Below are 17,435 nucleotides of genomic sequence, written 5' to 3' on the forward strand. Positions count from 1 at the left end.
CGATTTTTTATCTTTTTGACGCGTTAATTCTTTTGATTCCGTTCACTCGCATGACGTGTGGAGCCTCCAGTGCCGCAGTAATTCCCTCCACCACATCCTCTGCATGGACATGCGCCAGTGTGATGAACGGGAGCGGTGGTTTGGACCCAGCTTCCAAGACAGGAGGAATCCAGCCTGGGGAGGCTACAGCTCCAAAGCGAAGATTAATAAAGTCGGTATCTTTATGACTGCGGTGAAAATACCGGGTCAACTCCTCGACCATCCCCTTGCTCAGCCCATAGGCATCCGCTGCCAAGCAGGGATGATCATCTGGGATAGTCTAGCCCGCTCAAATCCTTCACCGAATCAAAAGAACCCTGAACATACTTAAAAGCCCCTTCCGGAGCTTGACGTGACAGACAAATCACTGTATGTTTATCCGCCAAATACTTGACTAGAGCCGTTCCGATAAATCCACTTGCTCCGGTAATTAGAATATTCATGCTCATCTTCCCTTCTTTTTCTCGTCTCATATCATTCAGAAAAAAGGGGCCAAAGAAGGCCCCTCCGTTCATTCATCGCTCAACTTATTTTGTCCACTGTTCTCCGCCTTGTGTACTAGGCTTCGAGATATGGTCGGTCGAAGCCTCCTCAATATCACTGAATGCCCAGTGGGAGACTGGAACATCGTTCCACCCTGGCTGTGTGACCCCCATTAGCGGGCCTCTGCCCAAAACTCTGTTGATAGCTGTAACGGCTTCCGCACGAGTAAGCTTGGAATTGGGGCGGAAAGTTCCGTCACTGTAGCCATTCATTATGCCTATATCTTGAGCTTTTAGAATCGCCGCCTGTGCCCAGTGGCCTGTGATGTCAGAGAAGCCACGGCCCGATGTTGTAGAATTCGGGCTCAGTATGGCCGCCAAACTAGCCATTTCTGCACGTGTCAATGGTTGATTAGGCTTAAAAGTGCCATCGCTGTAACCTTTCATTAGTCCCATCTTAGCTACTTTGGCAATAGCATCTGTCCCCCAATAGCTGGAGGGTACATCACTGAATGTTACGCCTGATCCAGTGGCCTCTTTCTCAGCTACCTTCGCTAGGATGGTTGCCATCTCAGCACGAGTAATGGGAGCATCAGGTTTAAAGAAGCCGCCCGGATAGCCGTTGATATACGCCGAATGTTGCATCGTCTCGGTGTCATCCTTCCCATCAGTTCCAGATACCGGAGTTGGCGTCGGACTCAGGGTAGGTGTGGCTGAAGGCTGAACTGGAATAGACGGGCTTCCTGCATCAGTTGGTGTCGGTGTTGCTGCCGGCGTTGGTGTTGGTGTTGGAGGTTCCGTAGGGTTCGTTGTTCCGCCATCGCTGGTTGGGACTGTGAATATCAATTGATCCGTCAGCATGAGTTTACCTGATTTCTTGACAGCTTTAAGTGTGTGTAAGCCACTTGCTAATCCAGAAATACTGTAAATCTCCTGTTTAGTTAGCCGGCTTGAACTAAAAGCGTTTGCGGTATGAACTAGTTGTCCGTCCACATAAATATCTACTTCAGCTTGATTTGGACCCGTAGGTGTAATCAGGCGGATTCCAGTGCCCTTGAAGGTATATTCAAAGAAATCGCCGTCCACTGTCGTTGAATGCACGTCATTGAGATAATCGCCACCAATAGTAAAGCTAAGGATCAAATTCCCCACTGGTTGTGCTGCAAGATAAGATTTGTTCAGTGTAACACGGTCACCAGCTACCGTATAATCGGTCCCAGGAACCAGATGATATGATCCGTTCGTAATGCCTATGAAGCTTTCTGGCTGTTGCAGAAGTGTCACCTCAATGTCCTCCTGAGCAGAAGGCGATTTATCAAAGCTCCCTGCTATCGGATTAATCATATTCGGAATCTCCACCTTAAGCATGTCAAGCAGCATGAATCTGCCCGATTTCTTCACGACCTTGAGCGTGTGCAATCCATCCGAAAGAGCAGAGATGCTGTACAAGTTCTGCAGTGACAATTGTCCGTTATGATAAGCACTTACAGTTTCCTTGAATTCGTCGTCCAAATAAATATCCATATCTCCTTGTGACCCGTCTACCTCCGTGAACAGCTGAATCCCCGTTCCTCTGAAGGTATATTCGAAAGAATCACCGTTCTGCTCCGTATACTGCACATCGTCTTTATAGTCACCCAATCCTCTGCCACTACTGCGGTTCCAGGTGCCATTGTATTTGATTGTCGAATCATCGTTATTAATCATCACATAACGAATGCCTGTAGAGTCGCTAATGTGTACCGCTAGTGTCTGTGGATCACCGGCGTTAAAGATGATGTTCAGACTTGCTAAGCCAGCAGCTTGCTGCGCAAGATATTCCTTCTTGATGGTCAATTTATCATTAGTCACCGTATAATCGTCTTCATGGAGTGCCACTCCATTATTTTCGATATTACTCAGCGTATTACCATTCAGATTAAGCGTGACTGTGACATCCTTCTGTTGTTCCGTTGCTTTATCAAAACCAGCGGATGTCGGAGTAATGGAACTGTTCTGACCCCCTGCCGGACTTTCTGTTGTCACTTTCAGCGCGTCGAGCAGCATATAATTTCCCGAGCCCTTGCTCACCTTAAGCGTGTGAGGCCCGTTAGAAAGTCTAGTTACACTATAAAGAGATTGTTGTACCTCTCTAGGTCCACTTGTATACGCATTTACAGTCTGTGTTGCCCCATCGTCCAATGTAACAATCATGTCTCCTTGCGATTCATGCTTTTCCGTCAGCAGCTCAATGCCTGTCCCCGTAAAGGTATAGTCAAAAGAATCGCCGTCAATCTCGGTATAATGTACATCGTTATTGTAATCCGCATGTTCTCGAGAGGAGCTTACCTGCCATGAGCCGTTGTATTTAATATTGCTGTCATTATCATTAATGTAAACCACATTAGTAACCGTGATATTGTTTGCCGAAGCTGAATCCGCAGCAGGGTCAGCCACAGAGTTCAGAGCATCCTCTTGAGGAGTACTGGTAGCAGCAGCCGAGGAATCCTTAATTGTAATGTTCAGATCCTGCTTCCCTTCTAACAGCTCCTTGCCTCCATTTCGCTTCCAATCTCCGCTGTAGCGCATCCCTGTATCATCGTTATTAACAGCCGATGTCCCGCTTAGCGCGGTTACTTTAAGCATGCGAGAGGCATGGGGTTCAAGGATGCCACCGCTAAATTCCTTCTCAAAGGTTCCCAGCTCGGAATGACTCCATAAGTCGCGTACCGAAGCCGGACCTTCAAGGCCGAGATCACTCCATTTGACTTTAACCTCCGCACCCCGACTACCCAGATTGAACAGAGCTACGCTGTAGGTCCCATCTCCATTATTGGCATACCAGACCTGCTGCTGGGTATCCATCGATACAGGATGACCAGGACGTCCCGCCTGATTTACAGCAATTACCTCATCATTTGTAAGCAGTTCTAGTCCATAACTATCCAGCCGTGTCATGTCATTCCCTGTATAGAGCGGTACGGAGGAAATGGACCAGAACGTCATCGCTGTCTTCCGCTCATCCTTGGTCAGACCATCCATGGAGCCGTTACCAACGTTCAGAGAATCGAAGTCGTTCCAGCCACCAGGGCCTGCGTCCCGCCACCAAAGTGCTGCTTTGGGGAATAATCGAGAAATACTCGGCCATGCTGTTAACCCACTGCCGTCATAAGATTCAACATCCCAATCAATTCGCCATCCGTTAGCATATTTTTTCCAGAATTCTACGTAATTGTGGTCGAGCGCCCAGGACAGCTCAAACCAGATGTTATTTCTATCCAAAGCCTTGGACCATGCTTCTACATCGCCGCGTGCATCCCGGCTCAAGTTGTCAATCCCCGACCCAGGGGTTACGCTGTCGAATTTGACGAAATCAATCCCCCACTCACCAAGCAAATCTGCAATGGAATCCACATACTTCTGGGCACAGGGATTCGTGAAATCAATTTTATAGGTGTAGGAATTCCAATAATCCATAATGGTAAGCGGCTTGGCCGTAATATCCTGAATACGACATTCGCCGCCTGTCCCATACACCTCAAGATTTCGGTTATATGCATCGATAGATACCCCCGGGATCAGATAGATCCCAATCTTTTGTCCATTATTATGAACATAGTCAATAACCTCCTGAAATCCGTTCGGATAAAGGACTTCACTAGGAATGGGTCTCCCGTATTCATCCATATCGCCATTCCAGCCCGCATCAATATTAATGTATTCATATCCATGGGCTTGCAGCTTCTCATGCATCGCGTCCGATTGCTTCTTAACGCTCTCCGCCGATGTCCAGTTTCCTGCCCCATCATACACTTGCATACTGTAACTGCTCCAGCCCATATACGGCTTTTGAGCCAAACTCTTCTCCGCCGCTTGCGCCACGTTACCTTTCATTCCTGTAAAACCGAACTGTGCCGCTGCAATAATGAATACTAGCAGACTCATACCCAATCTTTTTCCCATTCGCTTCAAATCATCCTTACCCCCTCATGAAATGTGGTTAAAATTACTTTGATAGCGCTTTCTTTCGGAAAGATCATAATTGAATATGGATTTCCAAGATAGGTACATTTCGGTATTTTACGTACAAATAACCCAAAAACAGAGGGGCAAATAAACAGCATAACAAACATAATTCCCTCGATTCTATGGAACTTAGTGAAAACACTGTACCCTGGTTATATTGGACAATCATAAAAAAACTCTTGTTTCCTTGTTCCAGTGATGAAAATCACTTACTATATTGGTAAAATAAAGAATAGTTTAGAGATACAAACAACATAGCAATAACAGATGAATGATATACATAGAAGAAAGGAAGATCGCATTGAAGTTGGATTTGGATGGATTAAATGCTGATTCCTTAACTTGTATGCTTAAGGCATCTTTTTCATTGGAAAATTGGGATGCTATGATTGAAATTGCAGATAGATTGATCACCCAGATTGCACTCATATATGAGACAAGCAGTGACACATTGAGAGAACAAAACCTGAAGCGGAGTATTCCCTATTATTTTGGATTTAGCTTATGTTCAAAAGGAATCGCACTGCAAAAGCTCGGTAAGTATCCTGAAGCTAGAATGTGTATTCAAAAATATGCTGAATTAGGCTGGATCAAAGGGTTAGATGAAGAAGGAATTAATGAAGTCAAATACTACCGTAATATTGCAAAAGCCAATACCTACGTACTCGACCTTTTGGAAGGCCAGAAAGGGGTCCTAAATGAATATGTTCAATTTATTAGAAACAGCGCTGAGGAAGAGTTACTGCCAGGACTTATAACCATCTTGGAATCCTCAATAAAATATAATTATTCCGTAGATTGGATTCTGAGAGAATTCGAAATCAACGCAAACGACATAGGAGCACGAGGAACTAAAGAGAGTATAAGATATTTTGTGGATTACAAATTCTTGCTGGCGACGTACCACTACAAACTGGAGAATACGTTCGATGCGATAAACATAATTCTGGAGACCTTACTATTAAGTATTACGCTGAAAGATGATACAGGCTTTAAGAAAGCAGCAGCATTATTTGAGATCCTTAGAGATGATGCTAACCAATCACAGCTCCAAGTGCATCACAACATAATGAAAACTATAATAGAGAGGGAGTTAACTAATGAAAAAGAAAATGTTATTGCTTACAGTCGTAATCTTGATTAGTTCCAGCTTAATGATCGCCTCTGCAAGTGCTTCCGCTGTCGATTCGGGTTCCACAATTTACACCGTTAACAATCACGGAATGGGTCATTAATTGAAACTTAATCATTGGATTATACAAAGGAGCGATCATCCGGTTATTGGATGATCGCTCCTTTGTTTGTAAATGAACATGATAGATTAGCTAAAATTCAAGGTACTCAGAATCATGCAGGATTTTTTCGCCATAAATCCTCTTCATAAACTGTTCTTGAACTCATGCGGCGTCATCCCATATTGGGATTTAAACAACTTAATAAAATACTGTGGTTTCTGATAGCCTATTTCATGCGCAATTTGACTGATTCTCAAGTCCTTGTACTTCAACAATTGAACCGCCTTCTCCATTCGCAAACGGAGCACATAGTTCGAGAAGTTCTCTCCTGTTTCCTGTTTAAACAGGTTAGATACATATACTGGATGAAGATTAACATTATCGGCTACCGCTTGAAGAGTTATATCTTTTATATTTCCTTGTATAAACCGGCGGATTCGCTCCATCAGATCAGAACGTATATTGTCCGAGCGACTGTCACTAAATGCTTTGATTTGGACATAGCTACTGAAGGCCCATTCTTTTAACGGCTCATCACTCCAGCTGGCATCCATTTTCAGCATCTTCTCGATATCTCTTCCAAACACCTCAAAGATCCGTTTGCCTTTCTTGTGCAAATAATAAGCGTATGCTTGCAGCAGGGTGACATAGATTTCAATCCCGTATTCACGGGCTCCACTGCCCGCCCCTTCAAGTTCACTGAATATCAGTTTCAGCTTACTCTCAAATGCCGTCCATTGCTCGATATCGATTAACTCCATTAAAGTTTGGGGACGATAAAGCTCTGCCAGCGGCTGGATTTCAAAGATTTCTTTCTTTTGCGTCACATGAAAAAAACTTTCCGTTTGATAGCCGATATAATCGGTATATATCGATAAAGCAGAATGGTACATAGATAGAATGTCTTTTGGAAAACCTCCCCAATCGCTAATGACCAGGGAAACTTTCGATTTCAAATACAATTTGATCTGATGTTGGGAGAGTCTGGCCAAGTCTTCTATGATAGCGGAACCCGCTTTGTCTGATTGCTCCATAAGATTGGTCTGAACCAGAAAAATCAAATAATCATGTGAATCTTTACAGTGCATGATATTAAATTTCTCCGAAAAAACTTCCTCTACGATGTTATACATAGCATATTCAATCAATGAGAGGCTATAAAGATCCGTATTTGAATAATCCTCCTCCACTCTCATACATAAGAGAATGGTCTCCCTTTCAACAGAAAAGGGAAGCTCGTATAGTTGAATCTTGTCCTTCAAAACAGATAGGGGATAATTTTTGCCGGAGATCAAATCAAACAATAACATTTCTCTTAATTTGGGCAAGCTCTCCCGGAAACGGTAAACGAATTTTTGCTGATTCAACAATTCATTTCCTTCTTCTGTAATCCTAACGATAATATTGCGTAGGGTTTGCTCCAGTTCCTCGTTCGAGACTGGTTTGAGCAGATATTCAGCTACTTGCTGTTGGATAGCTTCCTTCGCATATTGAAATTCATCATAGCCGGTAATAATAACGGCCTTCGTATTTTTCCATTTCTGATTTATTCGGGCGATCAATTCGAGGCCTGTCATTCCATTCATATGAATATCCGTTACCACAATATCAACGGAATGGTAATTCAGCAGCTCCAGGGCCTCCTCGCCGGAATATGCCTTATAGACATTGGTGATCCCCATTTTCTCCCACGGAAGTCCAATCGCCAGGCTGTCTACCAAATGGGTATGATCGTCTACAATTAATATTTGGTACATCCCTTTCCCCTCCTTAGGTCAAGACTCACCTTCCCTGCTGCTCCAACATAATTCTACGCAAAGTCCACCCAGCTTCGATTGACTAAGCAGCACGCCTGAGTCACTGCCATACATCAAACGCAGACGTTGATGAACATTTTTGAGTCCGGATTCTATTTCTTCGTTAGTGGACTGAATCTTCATTCTGATAGATTCGATCACTAAATAATCAATTCCTGTGCCCGTATCCTCAACGGATACATGATTCATACCTTCCTCTCTCCACACACGGATATGAATCATTCCATAGTCGGAATGATTCTTGAACGAATGAAGGATTACATTTTCGACAAGCGGCTGAACAATTAACCGCGGAACTTCCAAGTCTTCCATCTGCGGCTCAACCTCAATATGAAATTCAAAATCATCTCTCAACATACAATGTATTTCCAGATAAAAATGGATCAAATCCAGCTCTTCTTTCAGCCGTACCATCTTATTCCCCGTTTTAGTCGTGTAACGATAATACTTGCTCAAATTCATGGTCATCGAAACCGCAGCCTGGTCTTCATTGAGCTCAATCATACTTTTGATATAAGCAAGGGTATTGTACAAAAAGTGCGGATTGATCTGCGATTGCAGCTGTTTTAGCGTCGCATCCTTTGACCGGAGTTGCTCTTTATACACATCCTCGATCAGTTCCTCTATTTTAGAGGCCATGGAGTTGAATTTTTCATACAATAAACGGTATTCCCCTTCAGGTTTGTCCACCATTCTTACGGAATAGATGCCTTTTTCGATCAAGTTCATGTTCTTGAACAGTTTCCGGAAGGGGATTTGAATATTCCTGTACATCACAAAAGCAAGATACGCCCCCATAAACAGAAGCATACCGCTTATCACATAAAACATAGTCTGATTTCGGCTGATAGGTGCCATAATATTACTGATAGGTACATAATCAACAAGATACCAACCTAATGATTCCAGTTTTTGATAGTGAACCTGAAACCTCGTCTTATCGGATTTTAGCAGCATGTATCCGCTTTCCAACGAGTGGTCGATCTCTCCAAGCCGGGGAAGAAATTCATCAATTTGATTAACATTTACGGAGTAATTATAAATAGGGTCCATACCTGGATGGTACAGGAACGGATCTCCTGAACCATTCGTTTTAAATTCAGATAGAGCTCTCCGCAATTCGGCTACACCAAATTTAAGCACGACTCGCATATGCGCCTCGCCTGACTCCGCTGATTTTTCGGGATAAGACAATATCCCCAGGAAATAATCCTCATTAGAATCGGAATAGTATTGCCAAAATGTATCCTGCGCGGGAAGCACTTTTGGTAGTGCATTTAAGCTGGAGTTGCTTTTGATGACAATTCCGGTACGAGGATACAGAACTGCGATCACTGCTTTCCAGTCACCATAACCGGCAAGACGGTTTATTTCTTCAGAGACAGTTCGGTTGGTTCTGTATTTATCCAGAACATCATCAAGCAAATCAGGGTATGCCAAATTTCGTACATCCGTACTTTCGTACAGCATTTTCTTATAGGTATCCAGCCGAAAAAACAACTGATCCAACTGATTAGCGAACGTTTCAATCTGATATTGCTTTACCTTAATAATTTCCTCCGTCAGTACATCCTTGCTTGTTCGATTCGACACCGCAAACAGGAGCAGGATCGGGATAAGTAAAATCAACAAAGTGGCTATTAGTTTTGTGAATATGCTGAATCTACTCATGATCAATTGTCCTCTCAAAGCCGGGTTCAGCATCTGGATGCCCGCGCTCAAATTCTGAGAACTGCTTCTTTAATTCAGTATAAACAACGTCAAAGCCTGCCTTCTTAAGATCTGTAATTGCATCTTGATAATATTCTTCATAATTGGCTAATCCAAAATTGATTGGCTCGAATTTTTCCTTATATACAGCCATTACCTGCGCTATCTCATTCTTGACAGACGCCTCATTGAAATGAAATCCGAATAGTCTGGAAATGCGGGAGTTTTCGTCATTCTTGAGCAAGTCATGGATAATATCGTCCTCTACACTGGCAGGTGCGATAAAATAGTCCTTATTACGCCACATCCATTCGTACATCAGCTGGTCATTCGTTAATTGCTTAATTTTCCCCTTTTCAAGTTCATAATCCTTTCCCTGTACTCCATAAATAATAAAATTATAATTCTCTTGGGTTTGCAGAATCCAATTCATAAACATCATTGCGCGTTCAGGATTTTCCGCTGCGGCCGTAATCATAAAGGCTTCGTTACTTGGGGTAGTGATAAACTTTGGCTTCTCCTTAGCAAGATAATACTCGCGAAGCCTCGCATTTGGATCGGCATTCCGTACCGTTTGCAGGTTCTCCATCGCCCTCGATACTGCACCTACCCGGAAAAGAAGCTTACCTGCATTCTCCTGATCGATCTTTGCTGCCGGATTACCCACCAAATTCTTGTCGATGATTCCCATCTTCACCCATGACTCTCGTAAATGGGCTACTTTTTTGTATAAATCAGACTCCACATAACTCAAAATTTCTCCAGAATCCTCATCAACCATAAATAACAGCCGCTCATCCAATGAAGAGTAGTTTCGGTCTGTCAATTCACGCCACAACATTTCATGCCCTCGGTCTGTTTCCAGATAGCCATAATAACTTGGATCTATCACCTGCATTCTTTCATAAAACAGTTCCAAATCAGCGATTGTCTTAATTTCTGACATGCCGACCTTCTCCAGCAGATCCTGGCGGACCATAACTGAAGAGAATTTCCCCGCAGACGTAAATGCCTGAGACGGTATCGCCCAAAGCTTGCCATCGATCACGTTCTGCTTAAAATTTTCTTCGGGGATGTGTTTAATAAGATCCTGGCCATATCGATCCAGAAGCTCATCTAGAGGCTGAATATAACCTTTATAAACAGTGACGAATGATGCGCCATACCAGAACAGATCATATTTTTCTCCAGTGGATAAGGCCAGCTCCAGTTTTTGCTGATAATTGGACCATGGGATATAAGTCAATTCAAGCTTCATATTTAAATCTTTTTTAAGCCTCTCATTCAATTCATTTTCAACGAAATCACCCATTCGTGCCGACAAATCGCCAGGCATAATTACCTTCAAGGTGACGAAGGGTTCCGGCGCATCTCCCGCCCGTTCATTTGCTGCATTAGCATTCTGTAAACCTTGCGGACCGGACACGTCCGGGCGGAAATATTCGCTGTACAGCATGTAGATTATAGATAGGAAAAAGATCGCAATTATAATAGTGACAGCGGGCTTCTTCATGAACCGCTACCTCCTTCACCATAGAGCCTCATTGCTAGTCTACACTAAATATATGAAAGCGGATACAATATGTATTGACCTCTAAGCTGGAACAGGAGCACATGAATTCCATATCATGTGCTCCTGTATTCCACTCAACTATTTAGTTCATAAATTGGACGTACTGCAGCAGCCGTTTGATCATGACAGCAGCTTCAGCCCGGCTTGCATGGGCAGCTGGATCGATTATCGTTGTAGATTTCCCCTGGATGATTTGTGCAGTAAGCAGTTCGGCTACCGGATGTTTTGCCCAAGAACTGACAGAATCTTTATCCGTATATTTCCCGAGAATAGTGTCATTCCCATCACTTGCCGGGACGGATTTATCCACATAATCCAGCGCTCTAGACAGCATAACAGCCATTTGTTCACGGGTGATTTCTTCACCCGGTCTAAATGAACCATCACTGAAGCCTTCAATGATCCCTGCCTCAGCCGAGGCTGCAATTGCCCCCGCATACCAGTCTCCTGTAGATACGTCCTTAAAGGCGGCTACCTTACCTATAGAACTAAGTCCCAAGGAACGAACGAGAATGGCCGCAAACTCTGCGCGGGTTACCAGATTGTCTGGTAAAAAGCTGTTAACTGCAACACCGTTTATAATCCGCTTGGAGGCCATGAGCTCGATGTCCGATTGTGCCCAGTGCCCATGAAGATCGGTGAATGTCTTAGTACCCGAAGCTACTACATAAATACTGTTTCCGTTCCGTTTGATTACAGCTTCGGTAGTTCCGCCATTATGAAGCAGCAGGGCCGGAACAAAGCTTAATGCCGCTGTATCTGGGTTGAACAGGAGTGCAGTGGTTTGCTGCGGATCGACTGATCCCGGAAGAATAAGGGTTCGTTCGATATAGGTACTGCCGAAGCTGTCCAGCTCAATCGACAGACCGTTTGCTTGCGCTAAGATTCTGTAATCGAAAGCTGGAGTAAGCAAGGTCAGACCTTCTTTGCCCGCCTGCTCAGACAATAGCTCTGCCCTGCTGCCTGCAACCCGGTCTATAACTATACTTATGGTCATATCTGCCGGGCTTACGCCAAGCTTCGCCGCTAACGCCGCTACGTCTAGAACTTTGATCGGAACCTTGTAGCTTCCAGAATCCGTCTGAATCACAACGGACACTTCCGACAATTCATCCACCACACCTGCAAACGCAGAGGATGGAATATTAACCTTCACACTTCCGCCGTCACTCTTCAGTTTAATGATTACTGAACCTGATTTGGCTGCAGTCGGATTGTTCTGAAGGGCTAGAAAAGCATCCTGCAGCTTCTTCACATCAACAGCTGCTATCGTTTCGCTTACCCCATCCTTATTCGTTGTCCGCTTAAGTGTTGTCTCAGCCAGCTCCAGATTGATTCCATTATTCTGGATTACAGGTGCTGGTGTTGCAGGAACTGGCGTTGTAGATACAGGTGCTGATGTTGGTGTTACTATCGGTGTTGGTGTTGGTGTTGGTGTTGCTGTTGGTGTTGGTGTTGGCGTTGGTGTGCCACCGGTGGGCGGGTTCGGTTCAGTTGTCACAATCACAGTAAAGCTCTTTGGCAAATTGCCATCGGAAGACTTCGCCGTAATAACAGTTTGGCCGACACCCACTGCCGTGAGCAGGCCTGCGGCGGATACATAAGCAACCTTAAGGTCTGCTGATGACCATGCTACCCTTGAATTGCCGGCTTCTGCCGGAACTACACTAACATCTATCTGCTTACTTGCACCTGGAGCCAATTGCAACTGCTCCGGCGTATTCCCCTTTAAGCCTGTAACCCTTACTGAGGTCTGGGCGGCACTATTCGTCACCTCTACGCTACCCAGACTCAGCCAGCCGCTTTCATCCATCTCAGTATTTGCGAAGTGGAATGTTTTGGCATCAGCATTAATTTCCTCAAGTGGATTCACATAGCGCAGCAATATTTCATAGCTTCCATTACTTAATTGCGGATTATCAGCTGATACAAACAGCTTGTTGTTATCAAATCCATTCGTATTCGGAAGAATGTCTTTCAGATCCCAATCCGGCTTCCAAATTTTAATGATGTCATTTCCTGATTTGGCCGCAAGCTCGACCTTCCAGTTGTAGTAAAATGGTGCTACTCCTTTGTTCTCAAGCTCTACTCCCACCTTCAACTTTCCATCTGAAGCGTCCAGATAAGCGGTGGGCACATAATATTCATATCCCATCCTGCGTGAACCTTCAGTAGCTCTCGCCAAAGGCGCAGCATCCAGCGGAGTCTGGAAAATCCCCTGTGCAATCAGCCAGGATGCATGGGTCAAGCCCAGACTGGTGTAATAATCCTCTCCCTGCGCCCCTTCGATCGGAGTCGACGGCTCATTATATTTAGGCGGATCATTATTCCACATCTTCACTTGAATTTCCGGTCTCATCTCGCCGCCCATGGTGTTATTCTTCCAGAACTCAGTGGCTCCTGCGTCATTGACTCTGCCCCAGAAATGCCAGCCCTGTCCGCCCAGACTTGGCGGGAGTGTCTGGAAGGCAAAAGAATCATCATGATAACCGACATCGAAATTTCTGGTCTTAAGCGTGCTGTTGTCCATTGGATATCTTAGAACGAGCTGCGTTTGGTCGAAGGCGTTGTCCATAGCGGTAAGAACACGCTTCAGGTTAGCATCGGTTGGCATCAGGTTAGGCGATTTCAGATTCCCGTCATACGGATACGTATGCCATTCGCCCCAGAAGCCGATTAATCCGATCATCACCGATCCGATTCGCGGGTCGCCGTCATAACGTTCTCCAAGCGCGCTGATGAAATTATCCAAAGCACCCAGTAAACGCTCATCATTATAGTCAGGCGCTAAGCTTGTGGCATCTTTACCATTGTCGAATTCATCATAAGCATAAGTCTTCAGCCCTTCGTCCAGCAGGAATTGCGGTATGCCTGAAGGTTTGTTCGGGTAGTCCAGGTACACCCTGAATACGGACTGATTGCCTCTGGAGGCGACCGCTGCAAGCCGTTTATCCAGCTCAGACCAATCAAAGTCGTCCAGATTGTTCATCAGCTTGCTGAGCGGCAAGTAGAAGAACTCCAGGCTGTAAGGCAGCTGTGTAGGGCGATCTCTCCAATCATCGCCTACTTTGAAATAAGCCTCCTCCGAAGCATCGTAGAATGGCAGAAACCCCTTGAGCGGGTTAGCAACAGGTGTCTGCGCATACTCCAAGGCATGGGTTCCAGCCGATGTTGCCCAGTCTGGCTGGCTTGGATGGTCAACTGGAGGATTCTCCGGCCCTTCTCCAGATCCACCTGTTCTGCCCGCTAATGCATATAATCCAATCTGGTCGATGCTGAGGACATTATCAGCCTGATTGCTAGGAGCGAAGCCAAACTGAATTTGCAGCACTTTGCTCGCGTCGAATGCAGCATCACAGGCATCGCAGCCCTGCCACTCGGATTGGGCGAACGCGCTCCAAGGAATTCTCACCATTCCTGTGTAGCCTGGTGGGATCGACAGGGAACCTCCACCAAGAGTGGTTGACTTCCAGCCTTCTACTGCATTGTAGAACTTGACAACACCCCCAGCCTTTAAAGAGAACTCACCTTTAGGCGCATCGGTTACAAGTGAGATATTCAAATCCATAATTTTATTGCTTGATGATGTATGGTTGACCCAGAAGGTGAGTCCATCAAAGGCCGACCAATTCGAATCTGTTCCGGTAAACGCTGCGCGTTTGATATTGACCCAATCGGATGCTGCTTTGCCCGGAGGAGGTGCAACAGAGAATTTCATCGCCTGATTGCCATTCGAATAATAAACCTTATCAAGCGAGCGGAGTGTAGACGGTTCTCCTGATTCCCAGTCTATTCTCCAAACACTCTGCAGAGCGGCATCGTCTGTGTACGATTCGAAATCCTCCAATACTTTATCTGCGCGATAGAGCATGATGTCATCAATCGTGATCACGTTATGAACATATCCTGCTGGCGGATATCCGAACTGAAGCCCGGTTACTTCGCTAGGGTCCAATACAGCGGCGCAATCGGCCTGAACACCATCGCACTGCCAAGCGGATTGTAAGAATTGATCCCAAGGAATTCTTACAACGCCTTTGAAGCCTGCCGGAACATTAAGCGAGCCTCCATTAAATGACGCAGAATGCCAGCTTCCATCCGTAGCCATCGTCAAGGCTACCCCGCCATCTTTCAGCCCGAACTCTCCACTCGCTACAGGAGTCTGCAGCGCAACATTTAAGCTGAAATTCTTGTTATCGGTTGTTGTATTGTCTACCCAGAAGCTTAATCCGTCATAAGTGGACCAGTCTCTTAGCTCCGCAGGGATAGCATGAATAATATTCGACCACTCCGAATCCGGGATTGCGACCGAAAGCTTGAGACCCTTGCTTCCGCTCGCTTGGCCCAGCGCCCGTGTAACCGAGCCTGACTTATCGCTCCACGCTTCTGTCCACGCTTGCCCAAGAGCAGCATTATCCGCATAAGCTTCGAAGTTCTCAATCAGCCCTGGTGTTTCTGTACCATTACCCGGATTAGTACCAGGGTCAGTTCCAGGTCCAGTACCGGGATCATCATCTGAGTCATACTTATCAGTGAAGTAGATTTCATCAATATATATGGTACCTGTAGTATCCCAAGTAGCTTGTGCTATCGCTACACTCCAGATCGTCTGCGATAAATCCACTCCCTGGGCAGGCAAGTCGATAACGATATCTTTATAGCTGGTTGTTATCGTATCTCCACTGAATTGGCCGAGTGTCTTCGTTACGCCGCCAATACTGACACTAACCTGATTCTCCTCTCCGCCAACGGCTCCTTTCACCCGGATGACCAGCTTCCCCGTATCTGAAAGATTCCGGCCGATGTTGGTTTCTAGCCGTGACATATTCTTATACTGCAGGACCAGTGCGCCATCTTCGATAACACCTGCACCGTTCCCGTTGGCGAAACCGCTTGAACCGGTCCATTGATTCAGATCATTTTGGGTACTTCCGGACCACGCCCTAGTACCATCATAATCATCCACAAGCAGACGTTTTGGCGGCAGAGGGGGTGAAGTTGGAGGTGTTGTTGAATGACTCTCCCCGATCAGCACGGGTCCCAAATTGAGCCACCCTTCTGTGTCTTGATCCGTATTCGAAAATCTCACCTTCTTCGCCTTATTGCTAATAGCTTCTAACGGATTCACGACCTTCATCACTAAGTAATAATAGCCGTCATTTAATTCCGGAGCGGCAATAGAGGTATCGAAATAATAGGATTCACCGAATGGGATGTACTGCGGATCACCAGCAAGATTCCACTCGGGATACGTTCTAATTTGCACAGGCATAACCTTTGTCATATCCCAGGTTGTATCCCACTCTTTAATAAGCTTCCCTGATAAATTCTTTACTCCCAGTTCTACTTTCCAAGGATATGCGAAGGGAGCAACGCCATTATTCTGAATGGCTACTCCGACCTTAAGCGGAGCACCTTGGGCAACATTATTATAATAGGCGCTCGTCACATTTAGATCGTAGCCCATCTTTCTCACGCCTGCGGCTACGGCCGGATCATTGGCATTATAGTTGCTGATACCGCCCTGGTTAATCATCCACGTTGCATGAGTCAGTTCAATATCATCCATTGCATTATCCACATTAGTGCCGCCACTGAAGAAGCTGTTCTGAATTTCCGGACGTACTTCTCCGCCAACAGATTGCGTGATCCATTTATTTTCCGAACCAGCCTCCAGCATTTTGGTCAAAAACGAGTAATAGGTTCCGCCCATACTCTCCGGCTGGGTTACACTCTGCAGCGGATCACCTTCCTTATACCCGAAAGAGTCATCATGGTACCCGATATTGAACTCCGATGCGCCCGGCAAGCCGGGATACCGAACCTCAAGCTTAGTTTGATTGAAAGCTGAATCATAGGTATTGAAAATGGTTCCCATAGTTTCAGCACTAGGCATATAGTTCGGCAAACCGTCCGCATCATCCTCATCATAAGGGTAAGTATGCCACTCTCCCCATAGTCCAACGAGGCCCATATGAATAAATCCGATACGCGGATCTCCGTCATACTTTGCGCCGAAGGCTCGAATAAAGTTCGTCAAATAAGTTACCATAGCCGGGTCATCGTAATCAGGCTCGTCTTGGTCAAACGTATCGTTATGCCGCATGGCAATGCCGCTGTCATGAATAAAATCCGGGATGGCATCCTCTTTTCCCGGATATTCAAGATACACTCTGATCGCTGCCTGATTCCCTCTTGCCGCAATTGCATTCAATGCCGGTTCCAGACCAGCTTCAAATGTATAGGAGTCAGGACCGTTCATCACTGCTTTCAGCGGGACATAATACCATTCCAGGCTGTGGGGGAATGAGGTCTCCGTTTCCCAAGGATAGAAAGGTGCGAACCCCTTGAGCGGATTGTCAAGCGGACTTGGAGCATACGTCAAATCATGCTTGGTTAGTGCACTATCCACTTCAGGGCTTGGATATGGATTTGAGGGTACACGCGCCTGCTCCGGGTCCGCATTGACTGTGCCTGCAGCATTCCCAAAGCACGTACTCAGTAACAAAAATACGATGAGCAATACTTTAAATGATGCCTTCCTAGTATATTGTACGGATAATGGATTCATAGA

At 45.5% G+C, this 17,435-nt stretch carries 8 protein-coding genes; 1 reads left to right on the plus strand and 7 read right to left on the minus strand.

The features are described 5' to 3' along the window. Window positions 1-7: 7 nt before the first annotated feature. Genes QNH28_RS21990 through QNH28_RS22000 form a run of 3 tightly spaced genes read right to left on the minus strand, consistent with a single transcriptional unit; the run spans window position 8 to window position 4,463 of the window. A complete protein-coding gene (locus QNH28_RS21990) occupies window positions 8-295 on the minus strand; it encodes an NAD-dependent epimerase/dehydratase family protein (RefSeq protein WP_283908555.1) in 288 nt (95 codons plus the stop codon). A 10-nt stretch (window positions 296-305) separates the two neighbouring features. After that, window positions 306-512 carry an NAD-dependent epimerase/dehydratase family protein gene (locus QNH28_RS21995; protein WP_283908556.1) on the minus strand — a complete coding sequence of 69 codons (207 nt, stop codon included), beginning with the start codon at window positions 510-512 and terminating at the stop codon, window positions 306-308. A gap of 54 nt (window positions 513-566) precedes the next feature. Further along, window positions 567-4,463, minus strand: coding sequence for a X2-like carbohydrate binding domain-containing protein (locus QNH28_RS22000; protein WP_283912231.1), 3,897 nt, complete (start codon window positions 4,461-4,463; stop codon window positions 567-569). 364 nt (window positions 4,464-4,827) lie between these two features. On the opposite strand from QNH28_RS22000, the gene QNH28_RS22005 reads away from it, so the two are divergent. Further along, window positions 4,828-5,670 carry a DNA-binding protein gene (locus tag QNH28_RS22005; protein WP_283908557.1) on the plus strand — a complete coding sequence of 281 codons (843 nt, stop codon included), beginning with the start codon at window positions 4,828-4,830 and terminating at the stop codon, window positions 5,668-5,670. Between the two features lie 234 nt (window positions 5,671-5,904). On the opposite strand, the gene QNH28_RS22010 is transcribed toward QNH28_RS22005, so the two are convergent. From QNH28_RS22010 to QNH28_RS22025, 4 genes are all read right to left on the minus strand, one after another. After that, window positions 5,905-7,518, minus strand: coding sequence for a response regulator transcription factor (locus QNH28_RS22010; protein ID WP_283908558.1), 1,614 nt, complete (start codon window positions 7,516-7,518; stop codon window positions 5,905-5,907). Between the two features lie 18 nt (window positions 7,519-7,536). Further along, window positions 7,537-9,249 carry a sensor histidine kinase gene (locus QNH28_RS22015; RefSeq protein ID WP_283908559.1) on the minus strand — a complete coding sequence of 571 codons (1,713 nt, stop codon included), beginning with the start codon at window positions 9,247-9,249 and terminating at the stop codon, window positions 7,537-7,539. Beyond that, the gene (locus QNH28_RS22020) at window positions 9,242-10,801 is read right to left on the minus strand and encodes an ABC transporter substrate-binding protein (RefSeq protein ID WP_283908560.1); all 1,560 of its coding nucleotides are present in this window, start codon (window positions 10,799-10,801) and stop codon (window positions 9,242-9,244) included. Before QNH28_RS22020 ends, QNH28_RS22015 begins: the two co-directional genes overlap by 8 nt. A 142-nt stretch (window positions 10,802-10,943) precedes the next feature. Then, window positions 10,944-17,432: an S-layer homology domain-containing protein gene (locus QNH28_RS22025; RefSeq protein WP_283908561.1), complete on the minus strand. Its 6,489-nt coding sequence runs from the start codon at window positions 17,430-17,432 to the stop codon at window positions 10,944-10,946. Window positions 17,433-17,435 lie beyond the last annotated feature (3 nt).

The organism is Paenibacillus sp. G2S3, assembly GCF_030123105.1.
Classification (GTDB): domain Bacteria; phylum Bacillota; class Bacilli; order Paenibacillales; family Paenibacillaceae; genus Paenibacillus_AQ.